The sequence below is a fragment of the Mariniflexile ostreae genome (assembly GCF_042427585.1).
Taxonomy (GTDB): domain Bacteria; phylum Bacteroidota; class Bacteroidia; order Flavobacteriales; family Flavobacteriaceae; genus Pseudalgibacter; species Pseudalgibacter ostreae.
In genome coordinates, this window is sequence record NZ_JBHMFC010000023.1 from 25,073 (window position 1) to 40,585 (window position 15,513).

10 protein-coding genes and 1 tRNA gene are annotated in these 15,513 nt (G+C 36.7%); 6 read left to right on the forward strand and 5 right to left on the reverse strand.

Annotated features, from left to right (window positions below; translation table 11 throughout):
- Positions 1-29 precede the first annotated feature (29 nt).
- Entirely contained in the window at positions 30-659 is a 630-nt protein-coding gene (locus ACFFU9_RS07705; protein WP_379860816.1) for an NAD(P)H-dependent oxidoreductase, read from the forward strand.
- Between the two features lie 311 nt (positions 660-970).
- On the opposite strand, the gene ACFFU9_RS07710 is transcribed toward ACFFU9_RS07705, so the two are convergent.
- From ACFFU9_RS07710 to ACFFU9_RS07730, 5 genes are all read right to left on the reverse strand, one after another.
- Positions 971-4,417: a PPi-type phosphoenolpyruvate carboxykinase family protein gene (locus tag ACFFU9_RS07710; RefSeq protein ID WP_379860818.1), complete on the reverse strand. Its 3,447-nt coding sequence runs from the start codon at positions 4,415-4,417 to the stop codon at positions 971-973.
- A gap of 393 nt (positions 4,418-4,810) precedes the next feature.
- A complete protein-coding gene (locus ACFFU9_RS07715) occupies positions 4,811-5,542 on the reverse strand; it encodes a tRNA1(Val) (adenine(37)-N6)-methyltransferase (protein ID WP_379860819.1) in 732 nt (243 codons plus the stop codon).
- Between the two features lie 12 nt (positions 5,543-5,554).
- Complete coding sequence (rimM, locus tag ACFFU9_RS07720) at positions 5,555-6,079, reverse strand: ribosome maturation factor RimM (protein WP_379860821.1); 525 nt, start codon at positions 6,077-6,079, stop codon at positions 5,555-5,557.
- Positions 6,080-6,227: 148 nt separating this feature from the next.
- Positions 6,228-6,782, reverse strand: coding sequence for a 30S ribosomal protein S16 (locus tag ACFFU9_RS07725; protein ID WP_379860822.1), 555 nt, complete (start codon positions 6,780-6,782; stop codon positions 6,228-6,230).
- 86 nt (positions 6,783-6,868) lie between these two features.
- On the reverse strand, positions 6,869-7,933 hold the full coding sequence (locus tag ACFFU9_RS07730; RefSeq protein WP_379860823.1) for a lactonase family protein: 1,065 nt from the start codon (positions 7,931-7,933) through the stop codon (positions 6,869-6,871).
- A 539-nt stretch (positions 7,934-8,472) separates the two neighbouring features.
- On the opposite strand from ACFFU9_RS07730, the gene dnaE reads away from it, so the two are divergent.
- From dnaE to ACFFU9_RS07755, 5 genes are all read left to right on the forward strand, one after another.
- Positions 8,473-12,861 (forward strand): DNA polymerase III subunit alpha, encoded by a 4,389-nt coding sequence (dnaE, locus tag ACFFU9_RS07735; RefSeq protein ID WP_379860824.1) that lies wholly within the window; start codon positions 8,473-8,475, stop codon positions 12,859-12,861.
- A gap of 220 nt (positions 12,862-13,081) precedes the next feature.
- Entirely contained in the window at positions 13,082-13,399 is a 318-nt protein-coding gene (gene trxA / locus ACFFU9_RS07740) for a thioredoxin (RefSeq protein WP_379860825.1), read from the forward strand.
- An 83-nt stretch (positions 13,400-13,482) separates the two neighbouring features.
- Positions 13,483-14,025: a ClpP family protease gene (locus tag ACFFU9_RS07745; protein WP_379860826.1), complete on the forward strand. Its 543-nt coding sequence runs from the start codon at positions 13,483-13,485 to the stop codon at positions 14,023-14,025.
- A gap of 116 nt (positions 14,026-14,141) precedes the next feature.
- On the forward strand, positions 14,142-15,071 hold the full coding sequence (locus ACFFU9_RS07750; protein ID WP_379860827.1) for a DUF58 domain-containing protein: 930 nt from the start codon (positions 14,142-14,144) through the stop codon (positions 15,069-15,071).
- Positions 15,072-15,151: 80 nt separating this feature from the next.
- Positions 15,152-15,228: transfer RNA gene (locus ACFFU9_RS07755), tRNA-Asp, on the forward strand.
- Positions 15,229-15,513: the final 285 nt, after the last annotated feature.

A 15,513-nucleotide genomic window follows, 5' to 3' on the forward strand; every position in this document is an offset into this window, starting at 1 on the left:
TTGAATAATAATTTTAAAATAAAATAGTAATGAAATTAATAGATGATTTGAACTGGCGGTATGCGACAAAGAAATTCAACTCCAAAAGAGTGGAAGACGAAGATTTGGAAAAAATAGTAGAAGCGATTAATCTTTCTGCATCTTCAGTAGGAATTCAACCATATCGACTTACAGTTATAGACGATCCGGTTTTGAAAAAAGATTTGGCTAAGGATTCATTTAATTCTCAAATAGCCGAAGCCTCACACCTTTTAGTGTTCTCTGCATTTAAATCCATAAGACAGGAACATATAAATCAATATATCGAGTTAATTGCTAATGTAAGAGAAACACGGGTTGAAGAATTAGCTGATTTTAAAAATTCCATAAGCACTTATCTTTTAGCACAAACTGACACTGATAATTTTAATTGGTCAGCAAAACAAGCATACATAGGCTTGGGGACTGGGCTGATTGCAGCAGCAACATTAAAAATCGACTCTACTCCAATGGAAGGTTTTGATGCAGAAAAATTTGATGAATTATTAGGTTTGAAAGAAAAAAACCTCAAAAGTGTTGTTGTTTTAGCATTAGGATATCGAGATGAAGAGAATGATTATTTAGCCAATCTGAAAAAAGTTAGACTGCCAATAGAGGCTTTTTCAACAAAGCTGGGTTAATCATAAATAAGGGATAAGCTATTTGAACAAAATCAGGTAGCTTTTTATTTTTACTTGCGGGATGATTTGCGTAATAATTTTCAGGTGAAACACTATTTGAAAAGGTTTCCGAATCTGTATCTTTTGCCTATTAATTCGTCAATGTCAATCCACTTTTTAAAGATAATTAAAATCCATTTTCTATTTCTTGAGTAAAGTTGATATTTATCAGGAAAAAAGAGAATATAAAAGTTAAGAATGGTTTTTTGTATGGAATAAAAAAATGCTTCCCAAACCTTGGAAAGCATTTTTATAAAATTAATTGATAGCGTTTATTTTCTAAATAAAGGGTCTACACCAATGGTGCCAACTAAACTGTTTAGATAGTCTTCCGTTTTTACGTAATCCAATGTATCTTTAACAGATTTTAAGCGGTCTTTAATATTCATTTCAGAAACTAAAATAGTGTTGTTTGGGTTGGCCATAAATGCTTTTAAATAGGCTAATTGAGATTCGTAAAAACGAATATCTTTTTGCTGTTTTAAAACCAATCGTTCTTTGTACCAATCGCTATTTAGAACATAATCCCTTTCGAAATACTTTCTAAATTCAGGATTGCTCATGTCTTTTCCTTCGTAATGGCCATATGCCATGATGTGCAATAAAATTTTCAATGGCGGAATGGTAGCCTCTATACTGCCTTCTTCAAAGTACCTAAGCGCTACTTTTTGTTGGGCTTCTACAATATTATTTATACCATCCACATAATCTTCTAATCCTTGCAGTTCTGGTTTTAACATTTTCTCATTAAAAACAGCTGTAGGCTCATCAAAAATACGGTTTAAGCATCTTAACGAGAATGTTTTGGTGATGCGATAGCCTAATCGACTTGCTAAAACTTTTTTTCCTTGGTACTCAAAATCTTCTATTTTTTCTAATGAGCCATTCTCAATTAATTTTTTAGGATCTTGTTCTTCTGGGATCATACGTGCCCAGATTTCAGGAATCAATAAACTAATATCATGATCTACTTTATTCTCTGCACCTACATATCCTGCCGCCGTACTAAACCCGTGGGATTCTGTTAAGATGTGGGATAATAGCGCATTATTCAAATCTGTAGTAGGCGTTAGCATATTAAAAGGGCTTTTTGTTAAAGCACCTTCGGAGCCTGCCCCTGTGGTAGAAGGCGACTTGCCTGTTAAGCTACAAATAAAGTCCATAAACAACTCTGGGGCCTCTTGGTAGTGAATTGGGTTATAAACCGCTAAAGGACGAATGCCTGCTTCTTTGTCTACAGGATTGTTTCTTCTACCTGGTAATACCGCATTTACAACGTGAATTACAGGGTCTTCGGCTTTTATCTTTCTAATTAAACGCACCCCTACATCTGCCAAATAACTTGCTTCAGTTTCCTTTACATTTAAATTAGGCTCTAGGTAGCGTGGGTTTTTGGTAGGCTCGCCATCTACAATTCGGGTATGTGAAGGCAATACGAAGTACTCTTCTTCATTTTTGCTATTCACGATACTGGTTATAAAATCCTTTACAGGCTGCGTATACTTATCAAAATGAATGGTGTCTTCATAAATGGCTATAGCATCTTTTTTAAACAACAATTCATAATTAGTTAAAAAACGACCGTTGGTTACAATGTCTAATTCTGCATTTTTATCATAGCCCCTAACAACTGCTTCGTCTGGTCTTTGGAATAAATGCGCTTCGCAATTATCAACAATTTTAACACTTTTATTGGTGTATTCCGGATTTAGTTTTTTAAACCTATTGCGAGGTAATGTAATGGATGCCGAAATATCATCTTCCGTTTGGATTTTTTCACTTGGTGAAAAATCAGAACGCAGTTTGTTTAACATCCAGTTGCCTTTCTGGTTAAACCCAATACGTACATAACTACCCACTACAGGTGTGTTATTGTGCATTAGGCCTGTACCGTTTTTACCATTAATGATTTCTACAGACATGTAATCTTTCCAGTTTAAAACGCCATGAGCTTGTCTGTACAGTCGTTTTACAAATAACACTAACGAGCGGATGTGTACCGGTATTTTTTCTAGAAACTCGTTAAATTCATCTGAATTCTCTTCAGAAGGTGTAAGCAGCTTTACCGCAGAACCTAAAGTTCTTTGTTCGCTTAAAAAGGATCTGGATTTTGGTCTGTTTGGGTCTTTTACTTTCCATCTTGTAGAGTAATCAAACTCTATAATTTCATCTGCTTTTTTAAAGTCCTCATCAATATTCTGGATGTTGAAAGTATTATAGGTAATCGCATTTTGCATGGATTTTGAAATCTCAGATTTCCCACCACCTGATACGGTACATGGTTTGTGGCAAAAAACGCCTTCTGCAAATGTATCTATAATACGCCATAAGTTAATGGAGTTGTGTTTTTCCAGTTTTAACTTATTGCCCGTAGGGTGCACATATGTTTTATGTGGAGAGAGCGTTAATTTTTGCTCTTTATTGTTATGGGTCCAAGTAACACTATTGGTATTCGTATTAAAATAAGCCAGTTCTGGAACATATATGATATTAGGATACTTCTTATCTATAGCATAGTTCTCTGGTTTTACCTCTATTTTATCGCCTAATAATTGCTTTACATCTTCAAAATTATAGCGATATTCATGAAATTCTGAGAAATCGCGACCATCTACAGTGTCTCCCATAACACGTCTAGCAAATGCTATGGCACCACCAGCATGTTCTTCTTCCACTAAACCTAATAAGTTGGCAGAATAACTAATTTGTGTTTTAATTTCTTTTTTAGAATACCCATAGTAGTTGTCGGCAATTAAGGTAACCACGACACCTCTGTCGTCTCTACAGCTAATTTTAAACGCACCACCATCATTATATAGTTCATTTTCATCCTTCCAGCACATCCCGTCTTTTTTCTGACGTTCTGTAGCATCATCGAAATGAGGTAATCCTAAATCTTTCTTTTTTAAGGTTTTTAGTTGCGGTGCTAAAATAACACAACCGGTATGGCCAGTCCAATGTTCGGTGTCTAGCGCGGCATCATTTTGCGCTAAAATAGGGTTGCCGGCATTACCGAAGATAGACTCAACAAAGTCTAGGTTACTAACTAAGCTTCCTGGAGCAAAAAAGCGAACCTCTAAAGTTTTCTTTGAAATGATACCTTTTACCTCTGGGCAAACCATAGGCCGAAGGAGCATAGAAACCATAACTTTGGCTTGTTCCTCTTGGTTTGACGTGAAAGGCAGTATTTTTAATTCATCAGAAGGATTAATAGCAGCATGCAATAAATGGGCGAATGCGATTTTTGGCACCTCTTTTTTGTCGAAAGGGACAGGAAGATCGCCTTCAACAATATGAAAAGTCCCTTTTGTTGTTCTTTTATCGTTAACAGGGTTGTTTAAAATGCCTTGTTTAACCCGATAAGTCTGAACGTTTTCACTTTTAAAAGAATCGCCATTTGGTGGTAAGCTCACTTCCCTTGCATGACCTTTCCTTGATAATATTAATGTATTGTTAGGCAACACATAAGGCTTGTCTATGGAAACATCTTTTAAATAATCGTTTAAGAAATTTTGAATTCTCGAATCTACAGGAGAATGATAATCTGCTAATAGTCTAGATTTTTCTCGAGAACTTTTGATAAGCCCCCTTGTTAATTTTTCGAATTTTGGATCGCAAAATTTATGTAAACTATCTTCTTGATCTCTGTATGTAGGCTGCCCTAATGAAGCCAACTTTAAATTGATATACTGAACAATGTCCTTTCTTGATTCTTGCATGATAAAATGTTTAAACTTCTAAATTGATAAATATAGGGTTGTTTCTTACTAAAAAACAAAAATACTAACTGAAAAATTTATAAAACCTGTCAAAAGTCATCTATTGATAAATTTTTATATAAAACATAAAGAACTTGGCAATCACAGAACTGACGAAAATCTAAAAACATAAAGGTAAAGGTTGTTTATGCTGTTAGATTTGGTCTCTGCTATTGGTGAATAACTCTGGAATGTGCCATTATATTTACTGCCCCATTATAAATTTGGCGCATAATGTTTAATCCTACAGTGTAAAGATAGTAAAGATATATTCAGGGTTTGTCTAAAGACTTGAAGTGGGTATCTGTGTATGGAATATATTTGTTTAATTTTAAATAGAGTTAAGTAAAAGTATTACATTTTTAAATAGAAACCTTGGGTAAGATTGATATAGGCTTCTGTGTATTGGTGTCTCGCGGTTTCAATAATCAATTGTTCTGTTAAGACTTCTTTTTGGGCAATATCGGAATTTTGAAAAGTAAATTCGATTAAACTTCGTTTTACTTCAGAGCTAGGGGTGCCTTTTACATGAAGGATTCTGCAGGGCGATAAACGATATGTTGAAGCTAAAGTTATAAAATGAGATGTTTCTTTAAACGGTATGATAACGGAAAAGAGACCCTGTTCTGAAAGTAGCTTTGAAACACTTTCAAGTAAGTCTACAAAAGGCATAGCATCAGAGAAACGTGCCAAGTTCCGTTGCTTATTATTGGTTTTGTAGTGTTCTGAATAGAAAGGGGGATTGCATATTATAAGGTCGTAAGTATCATCCAACTCATCCACGAACTCTTCAAGGGCAGCATGGTAGCAGAACAGGCGGTCGGCCCAAGGGGATTGTTCAAAGTTCTCTACGCATTGTTCGTAAGCGCTATCGTCAATTTCTAAAGCGTCTATTAATGTGGCATCACTGCGTTGTGCTAGCATGAGAGAAAGGATGCCAGTGCCAGCACCGATATCTAAAACAGAACAAGGACGGTTTTTAATAGAAGTCCATGCGCCTAAAAGCACGGCGTCTGTGCCTATTTTCATGGCACATTCATGTTGCTGTACATTGAATTTTTTAAACACAAACGGCTTTTGGGGCATGGTTTAAGGGGATTACAAGTATAAATCGATCAAACCTTCTGGAGTGTTTACCAAAACTGTTTTTTTATTTCGATCCACCTTAACTATAAATTCATCATTCATGGGGATTAAGACCTCTATCCCATTGCTGTCAATTTCAAAGAGGGCTTGCGAGGTCGAATCATTTATGGACATAATCGTTCCCACGATGCCAAAATTAACGTCTTCAACCGTAAAGCCTATAACTTCGTGGAAATAAAACTTGTTGCCTTCCAGTTTTGGCAAGAGGTCTAAAGGCAGGTACAGGTCAGATTTCATTATGGCATCTGCATCGGCTTCTGTATCTACGTCTTCAAATTTTATACGCAACAATTCAGATTTGTGCAATTGTGAGTCTTCAATAAAAAAAGGGATAAGGTTGTTTTTAAGGTCTAAAAAAATAGCATCTAAATTTTCGTATATCTCGGGTTGGTCTGTATCTAATTTCGCTAGAATTTCACCTTTAAAGCTATATTTCTTTACAATTTTTCCTAAGTAAAAACAATCTTCTTTTTTCATGGAAATGCAGTTTATGTTTTTCTCGATACGTCTCGAGATGCTATGTTATAGGTTGAGGTCCTTGTTGTTAAGGGATTCAATATTAATTTGTACAAAAAACTCCGATAGGTTGTATCGGAGTTTAAAAGTATAAAAAATTATTGTTTTTTTATTCTTCTTTTTTTGCTTCTGGAGCATCCTCTGTTGCAGCCTCTTCGGTTGCAGCTTCTGGAGCGTCTTCAGCAGCGGTTTCTTCTTCAGCAACAACTTCTTCAGCAGGAGCGGCAGCAGCAATACGCGCTTCATTAGCGGCTTTCTCAGCTTCTAATGCTTTTGCTTTTGCTTCGGCTTGTTCTTTTGCTAAACCTTCTGATTTAGAACCAATTTTGTTTGACTTTTCTTCTACCCAAGCAGTAAACTTAGCTTCGGCTTGTTCTTCTGTTAAAGCACCTTTTCTAACACCACCTGCAAGGTGATTTTTTAATAAAGCGCCTTTGTAAGATAGAATAGCTTTAGCGGTATCTGTTGGTTGAGCACCGTTTTGTAACCATTTCACAGCATTGTCAAGATTTAACTCTATAGTTGCTGGATTTGTGTTTGGATTGTAAGCGCCTAATTTTTCTAGGTATTTACCATCTCTTTTTGAACGTGCATCAGCTGCGACGATCCAGTAGTAAGGTTTTCCTTTTTTACCGTGTCTTTGTAATCTAATTTTTACTGCCATAATAATTAATTATTTGAGGTTCTCGACCTCTGTTATTAATGAGGGCGCAAAGATACTATATTTTTTTATTCAAGAAACATGTTTTTTTAAAATAAAAGACAAACGGGTGATGGAAGGTGGGTTGTATTTAAAAACGACAGTTTTCCGGTTTTTTGATCCACTTTAAAAACAGAGATGTTATGGCTTCTTTGATTGGCTACCAGCATAAACGTGCCAGTAGGATCTAAAGTGAAATTTCTTGGCCAATCTCCATGAACAGAGCTATTTTGAATGTTTTCTAAAGTGCCGTTTTCAAGGTTTCTTTTAAACACCACTATAGAATTTTCGCCTCTATTGGATCCGTATAAAAACCGTTCGTCTTGGGATAGATGGATGTCTGCACAAAAACTTTCTCCGTTAAAACTTGGGGCTAAGGTTGTGTATTCTGAAAAACTCTCAAAACCATGCTCTGTTTTCTTTAGGGCTGTAATGGAGTTGGCATATTCATTGATTACGTAAATTTGTTTTTTGTTTTCCGTCATCGTGAAATGTCTAGGCCCAGGGTTGCCTTTCATTTCTGTTATTGCGGTCGATTTAATTTTATATATTGAATCTTCTAAAACATAATGATAAAGTGCGTTTCTTCCTAAATCGGCTACAAATAAATTATTTTGATCAAATTGCGCCGAATGCACATGGGATTTTTCATTTTCAATATTATGGTCAAAAACTTGTGAGGCTTCATTTAAGCTGCCGTTTTCGTTAATGGTATATATGGAAACGGTTCCGCCGCCATAATTGGATACCACGGCTTTGTTGCCAGCAGCATTTATGGCGACGTGGCAAGGGCCTTTGCCGTTGCTGCTTACTTGATTTATGAGTTCTAAAAGGCCGTCCTTTCTTAATTTAAAAGCGGTTACCGCGCTAGAACTTCCTTCTCCAACGGCGTATATGAATTTTTTATTTGGAGAAAAACTAATAAAAGAGGGGTTTTCTACACGAGCAGCTAGTGTTTTATTGCTAAGCTCGCCTGTTGCGGCATTAAATTCCAATCGGTAAATGCCTTCACTTTCACCGTCTGTATAAGTGCCTACATATAATGCAGTGGTTTGCGATTTACAATTGAAGAGACTCAATGAGGCAAGTAGTAACGTTATACCTTTTAATTTCATAATCCTGGAATTTTATTTTGAGTTACATTTGGTATTGAATTTAACATTTTAAGAAAACGAAATCTTAAAATATAAAATAATAAGGGGGCGCTTGTAATAGCTTTTGTCCTTAAATTGAAAGCATAATTCATTATTTAGCACTTGAAAAGCTCTTTTTTTTTTGAAATTTTAAGCTAATTTATCATAAAATAAGAACATGAGTGTTAAGGACTCTTAATTTCTTCACAAACTCTGTTAAATAGCTTGACCAAAGCGCTAACGCATCATATATTTGCAGTGTACAAAGTGATGGAGATTACTTTAAAAAACAGAAATTCTTATCTTTTAAAAAAAAAGATAAATATATATAGAGTTAGTTTAGTAAATATAGTTAGTTTGGTTAGTTAAGACACAGCCCTTTCGATAATTCGAGAGGGCTGTTCTTTTTTATTCAAAAAATCTTTAGCATTTCATTTTAAAAGAGCATATATTCTATGTAATTTTATAAGCGAAGTCGGTTCGTTCTAAACGGCTTAATACCAAACATTTAATTTTCGATAATGTACTTAATTTTTGATACAGAAACTACAGGGTTACCAAAACGTTGGGATGCTCCTATTACAGATACAGATAATTGGCCAAGGTGTATACAAATTGCATGGCAATTGCATGATGCTATGGGGAATTGTATCGAACATCAAGATTATTTGGTGCAGCCCGATGGCTTTAATATTCCTTATGATGCCGAGAAAATCCATGGTATTTCAACCGAATTAGCCCAAGAACAGGGCCTACCTTTAGCCGAGGTTTTGGAGAGGTTTAACGAGGCTTTAGGGAAAACTAAGTTTGTCGTGGGGCAAAACGTGAAGTTCGATTTAAACATTATGGGTGCAGAGTTTGTTAGGGGGGCGGTTGAAAATCCGCTTCAGGAGCTTCCTGTTTTAGATACTTGTACTGAGCATACCGCCAGTTTATGTCAAATTGCTGGTGGTCGCTATGGTAAGTTTAAATTGCCTACATTAACAGAACTCCATGAGCATCTCTTTGGGCAGCCCTTTGCAGAAGCCCATAACGCGACTGCCGATGTGGAAGCGACCACGCGTTGTTTTTTCGAACTGTTGCGTTTAGGGGAGTACACCAAAGAGGAGTTGGATGTTGAGCCAGAATATTTTCAGGATTTTATAAAAGAAAATCCCACTACGATTAAGCTTGTCGGTTTAAAGCATATCAACCTTAAGCAGGAGAGTTCAAAAATACTTGAACGGATAAAAAAATCGAAAACAACCGTGGTTTCTTCAGAAGAAATCAAACAAAACATTTCCGATTTAGAAAATGTGGAATTTGTACACTTGCACAACCATTCCCAGTTTTCAGTTTTACAATCCACTATGGGGGTTGCCGATATTGTTTCTGCTGCGGCACAATATAATATGCCTGCTGTTGCGCTTACCGATCATGCCAATATGATGGGGGCTTTCCATTTTGTAAATGCTGTAAATAGACATAATAGCAACGTAAAGGCTAAGGTTAAAGCGGCAGAAGAAACGGGGAGCACGGTATCAGACAAAGAAATGAAGCCCATTGTGGGATGTGAATTTTTTGTTTGTGAGGATCATACCGATAAATCCAGAAAGGACAACGGCTACCAAATTGTAATGTTAGCAAAAAATAAAAATGGCTATCATAATTTGGCGAAATTATCGTCGCATGCTTTTGTGAATGGGTTTTACTATTTGCCTCGTATTGATAAAAAGCTCATTCAGCAATACAAAGAAGACCTGATTGTGTTAACAGGGAACTTATATGGTGAAGTGCCAAGTAAAGTATTGAATATTGGCGAAAATCAAGCCGAAGAGGCTTTGGTTTGGTGGAAAAACGAATTTGGTGACGACTTGTATGTAGAGCTTATGCGCCACAACCAAGAAGATGAAAACCGTGTTAATCCCACTTTAATCAAGCTTGCCCAAAAGCATGATGTTAAATTGGTCGCCACAAATAATACGTATTATAGAAAGAAAGAAGATGCTAATGCCCACGATATTTTATTATGTGTTAAAGATGGAGAAAAGCAGGCTACACCTATAGGTAGGGGGAGAGGGTATCGATACGGGATGCCTAATCAAGAATACTATTTTAAGTCGCCCGATGCGATGAAAGAGTTGTTTAAAGATATTCCCGAAGCCATTTCAAATGTGCAAGAGGTGGTTAATAAAGTGGAGTCTTATCAATTGGCACGTGATGTGTTATTGCCTGCTTTCGGGATTCCAGATGCGTTTAAGCATGCGGAAGACTTGAATGATGGGGGGAAACGTGGTGAAAACGCATATTTAAAACATCTTACTTTTGAAGGTGCTAAGAAGCGGTATGGAGAATCGCTTTCCGAGGAAGTTACAGAGCGTCTTAATTTTGAATTAAGCGTTATAGAAAATACAGGTTACCCGGGCTACTTCTTAATTGTAGAGGATTTTATAAGAGAAGCCCGAAATATGGATGTGTCTGTGGGGCCTGGTCGTGGCTCCGCAGCGGGATCGGTGGTTGCTTATTGTTTGTGGATTACTAATATAGATCCGCTTAAGTACGATTTGCTTTTTGAGCGTTTCTTAAATCCAGACCGTATCAGTATGCCCGATATTGATATTGATTTTGATGACGAAGGCCGAGGGCGTGTAATGGACTATGTTATTAAAAAATATGGTGCCAATCAAGTTGCCCAAATTATTACTTACGGTACTATGGCAGCAAAATCGTCTATTAGGGATACCGCCCGTGTGCTCGATTTACCTTTATTTGATGCCGATAGGATCGCAAAGCTAATTCCTACCATGTCTAAATTAAGCAAGATCTTCGGGTTGAGTGAAAAAGAGTTGGGGAAAAAGTTTAGAGCGGAAGATTTAGAGAAGGTCAACGAGCTTTTAAATATTGCAGACGGACGGGATTTACAGGCGGAAACCGTTAATCTGGCTAGAATTTTAGAAGGATCTGTGCGTAATACCGGAATACATGCATGTGGTGTTATTATTACCCCTGATGATATAACCAAATTCGTTCCAGTATCTATAGCAAAAGACTCCGATTTGTATGTTACACAGTTTGATAACTCCGTGGTTGAAGATGCTGGGTTACTTAAAATGGATTTCTTGGGGTTGAAAACGCTGACTTTAATTAAAGACACCGTTAAAATTGTAAAAGCAAAACATAATATTTTGCTGGATCCTGATACCTTTCCTTTAGATGATGATAAAACATACGAGCTTTTCCAAAGAGGTGAAACCGTAGGGGTGTTTCAATATGAATCGCCTGGAATGCAAAAACACCTTAAAGAGCTAAAGCCAACGGTTTTTGAAGACTTAATCGCTATGAACGCTTTGTACCGCCCAGGACCAATGGAGTATATCCCGAGTTTTACTAGGCGTAAACATGGTGACGAGCCTATTGAGTACGATTTGCCCGCCATGGAAGAATACCTTAAGGAAACCTATGGTATTACAGTATATCAAGAGCAAGTGATGCTTCTTTCTCAAAAACTAGCTAGTTTTACTAAAGGTGAGGCCGATGTATTGCGTAAGGCTATGGGAAAGAAACAAATAGCGGTGCTGGATAAAATGAAGCCTAAGTTTGTGCAACAAGCGAGCGATAATGGGCACGATGCTAAAATATTGGAAAAGGTATGGAAAGACTGGGAGGCTTTTGCGAGTTATGCCTTTAATAAATCGCATTCTACATGTTATGCATGGATCGCTTATCAAACGGCTTATTTAAAAGCGCATTATCCTGCAGAATATATGGCAGCTGTTTTGTCAAATAATATGAACGATATTAAGCAGGTAACCTTCTTTATGGAAGAGTGTAAGCGTATGAAGTTACCGGTGCTTGGGCCCGATGTAAATGAATCGTATTATAAGTTTTCGGTAAATAAAGATAATGCTGTGCGTTTTGGTATGGGAGCGATAAAAGGCGTTGGTCATGGTGCGGTTATGACTATCGTTGAGAATAGGGAGAAGGACGGGCATTATAAGTCTATTTTTGATTTTGCAAAACGGATAGATTTACGGGCAGCCAATAAAAAAGCATTTGAAAACCTCGCTTTAGCTGGTGGGTTTGATAGCTTAAGCAATACGCATCGTGCGCAATTTTTTCATGATGATGGCGATGGTATAACCTTTTTAGAAAAAGCTATTAAATATGGTGCAAAACATCAAGAAAACGAAAACTCCGCACAGGTGAGTTTGTTTGGGGAGGCTAGTGATGTGCAAATTGAAGAACCGCAAGTGCCGCCATGTGAAGAGTGGGGCACCATGGAGAAGCTAAGTAAAGAGCGCGAGGTGGTAGGTATTTATATTTCTGGTCACCCGTTGGATGATTTTAAAATAGAAATGAAGACCTTTTGTAACGGTACGGTAGGTATGTTTGTAGATTTGGCACCGTATGTAAATCGGGAAATTGTTTTTGGTGGCGTGGTTACCGATGTGCAGCATCGGGTAAGCAAACAAGGTAAAGGGTGGGCGATGTTTACTATTGAAGATTATACCGATAGTTTCGAGTTTCGTATTTTTGGTGAGGAATACTTAAAATTTAGGCACTTTTTAATGCAAAACAGCTTTGTGTTTGTCAAAACTTTTGTGCGGGAAGGTTGGGTGAATAAAGATACAGGGAAACGCAGCGACCCTCGGTTACAGTTCAATAGTTTTCAGTTGTTGCATGATATTATGGGGAATTATGCGAAAAAATTATCCATTCAATTAGATATTAAAGATTTAAACGAACAAAAAGTTATAGCATTAAAGGAATTGATTCATATGTACCCTGGCGATCAAATGCTTAATTTTTTAGTATATGATATTAAGGACAAAGTGAAATTGACAATGCCTAGTCGGAAACAAAAAGTTAAGGTTTGCCAAGAGTTATTGAGTGAGCTGGAGGCCCAGAACGTACGGTTTAAGTTGAATTAATGTTTGCTGGTTGAATATTAAAAAAACGAATGAGCCTCTTAAGATGAGGTTCTTAAAGCCGTTTTGTAAGTTTTATTCTATCTATTAACCACGTGAGTGATAGCGCTTAGCAATATGGTTATAAATAAATTAAATTGAGCTTTGTAAGCTTTCGAGCTTTTTTTGACTAATTTTGTATATATAACAGAAGTAGAACATATTTAAATTAAAAATAAGTATTATGGCACTAGAGATAACAGATGCAACATTTGAGGAAACCGTTTTAAAAAGTGATAAACCAGTATTGGTAGATTTTTGGGCTGCTTGGTGTGGACCTTGTCGAATGGTTGGCCCTATTATTGAACAAATAAGTGAGGAGTACGATGGTAAAGCTGTTGTTGGTAAGGTAGATGTAGATGCCAATCAAGAGTTTGCTGCAAAGTATGGGGTACGAAATATACCTACTGTTTTGGTGTTCCAAAATGGAGAGGTTGTAGGTCGTCAAGTAGGTGTAGCGCCTAAAAATGCCTATACTGAAGCTATCGATGCGCTTTTATAGTATTTAAACAAAAGAATGTTGAAAAGGTTTGCCGTTATGGCAAACCTTTTTTTATTTTAGATGAAAAATTAGAACAACACATTATGAGTAAACAAATAAAAGTACAAGATGCTATTGATAGTAAGCTTATCGAAGCTCGAAAAGTTTTTTTATGGGGTCAAGTAGATGATAAATCGGCAAAACATGTTATTGATAGACTGCTCTATTTAGACGCGTTGGAAACAAAGGATATTCATTTATATATTAATAGCCCTGGTGGTTACGTTACTTCTGGCTTTGCTATTTATGATTGTATGAAATCTTTAAAAAGCGATGTGTCTACCATTTGTACCGGTTTTGCAGCCTCTATGGGCTCTATTATTTTGTCGGCAGGAGAAAAAGGAAAACGGTTTATCCAACCTCATGCCCGTGTCATGATCCATCAGCCAAGTGGGGGGGCTCGAGGACAGGCAAGTGATATAGAGATTACGGCAAAAGAGATTGTAATTACAAAAGAATTAAGTGCAAAAATCTTAGCAGACAACTGTGGGCAAACGGTTGAAAAAGTGATGAAAGATTTTAATAGAGATCATTGGATGGGCGCTGAAGAATCTGTGGAATACGGTATCGTAGACACTGTTCTTTAGTGTTGTAGAAGTGCGTTTAAGAGATAGTTGAAATAGAAATGTTTTAAAGCCTTATATTTTAAGTGTCTCTTTTTTGTGTTTGAATATGGAAGCGAAACGGCTTTATTTATTTTTAAATGAATTTACAAAACGAACTTAATAAAGCAGAAGGTTTTAAAAACTTAGCGCTACTGGCTAAACAAGTGGTGGAGGGGTTTGTTGCTGGTATGCATAAAAGTCCGTTTCATGGGTTTTCGGCAGAATTCGCAGAGCATAAAATCTACAATCAAGGTGAAAGCACACGCCATATTGACTGGAAGTTATTTGCCAAAACAGATAAGCTCTATACCAAGCGCTATGATGATGAAACCAATTTACGCTGCCATATTATTTTAGATAACAGCAGTTCCATGCATTATCCGGATAGAAGCTCTTTTTCTATTGGTAATTTAAATAAAATAGGGTTTTCGGCATTGGCAGCAGCCGCTTTAATGCAGCTTTTAAAAAAACAGAGAGATGCTGTTGGGTTAAGTATATATAATGATGTGTACGAGTATTACGCTCCGGAAAAGGGTAGTGAGCGCCACCATCAGATGCTGCTAAGCCACTTGAATCATGCGGTAGTTTCAAAACCTATGCAAAAACAAACCGAAACGTATAAATACCTGCATGAAATAGCTGAAAAAATTCATAGACGTTCTTTAATTTTCTTATTTACAGATATGTTACAAACAGGAGAAAGCGAAAACAAGTTGTTTGAAGCTTTACGCCATTTAAAACACAATAAGCATGAAGTGGTTTTATTTCATGTTTTTGATAAGGCCAAAGAATTGGGTTTTGATTTTGATAATAAGCCAAAGCGTTTTATTGATATGGAGACAGGGGCGCATATTAACGTTTATGCAGACACTATAAAAGAGAATTATACTAAAGCTGTTGAAGCTTATTTTGCCGCATTGCGTTTAAAATGTTCTCAATATAAAATTAAATATGTTGAGGCCGATATTAATAAAGATTTTAATAACGTATTGACAGCCTATATGATAGCGCGCGGAAATTTTGCGTGATAAAAAAAAATAAAAAAAACGCATCAAAATGTTTGGGAAATCGGAAAAGGCGTGTATCTTTGCAACCGCATTAGAGCAACGGTCTGGTAGTTCAGTTGGTTAGAATGTCGCCCTGTCACGGCGAAGGTCGCGGGTTCGAGTCCCGTCCAGACCGCCAAAATGCTAAAAGCCCTAAGAGATTAGGGCTTTTTTTATAGCATGTAAGACGTTGTGTTGTCCCAGTAAAATGGGGTGGTTTACGTAGTTGAACCGATGGAAAGCTTTCCTTTTTTCTTTACAGAAGATTGGGATGCTTTTTTGTTTTGATTAAAAATGAAAATCAAACCATAAAAAAAATAGGATCAAGTCATAAAGTTGTGGGATTTTAAGATTATGCATAAATTGTTGTAAGTCTATATAGGAAGAACTCTACGTTTCTAACCCCTCTGAACTGCGCTCTAAA

Coding starts and splice junctions, on each gene's coding strand:
- ACFFU9_RS07705 (WP_379860816.1), top strand. CDS start 30: ATGAAATTAATAGATGATTTGAACTGGCGGTATGCGACAAAGAAATTC.
- ACFFU9_RS07710 (WP_379860818.1), bottom strand. CDS start 4,417: ATGCAAGAATCAAGAAAGGACATTGTTCAGTATATCAATTTAAAGTTG.
- ACFFU9_RS07715 (WP_379860819.1), bottom strand. CDS start 5,542: ATGCCCCAAAAGCCGTTTGTGTTTAAAAAATTCAATGTACAGCAACAT.
- rimM (WP_379860821.1), bottom strand. CDS start 6,079: ATGAAAAAAGAAGATTGTTTTTACTTAGGAAAAATTGTAAAGAAATAT.
- ACFFU9_RS07725 (WP_379860822.1), bottom strand. CDS start 6,782: ATGGCAGTAAAAATTAGATTACAAAGACACGGTAAAAAAGGAAAACCT.
- ACFFU9_RS07730 (WP_379860823.1), bottom strand. CDS start 7,933: ATGAAATTAAAAGGTATAACGTTACTACTTGCCTCATTGAGTCTCTTC.
- dnaE (WP_379860824.1), top strand. CDS start 8,473: ATGTACTTAATTTTTGATACAGAAACTACAGGGTTACCAAAACGTTGG.
- trxA (WP_379860825.1), top strand. CDS start 13,082: ATGGCACTAGAGATAACAGATGCAACATTTGAGGAAACCGTTTTAAAA.
- ACFFU9_RS07745 (WP_379860826.1), top strand. CDS start 13,483: ATGAGTAAACAAATAAAAGTACAAGATGCTATTGATAGTAAGCTTATC.
- ACFFU9_RS07750 (WP_379860827.1), top strand. CDS start 14,142: ATGAATTTACAAAACGAACTTAATAAAGCAGAAGGTTTTAAAAACTTA.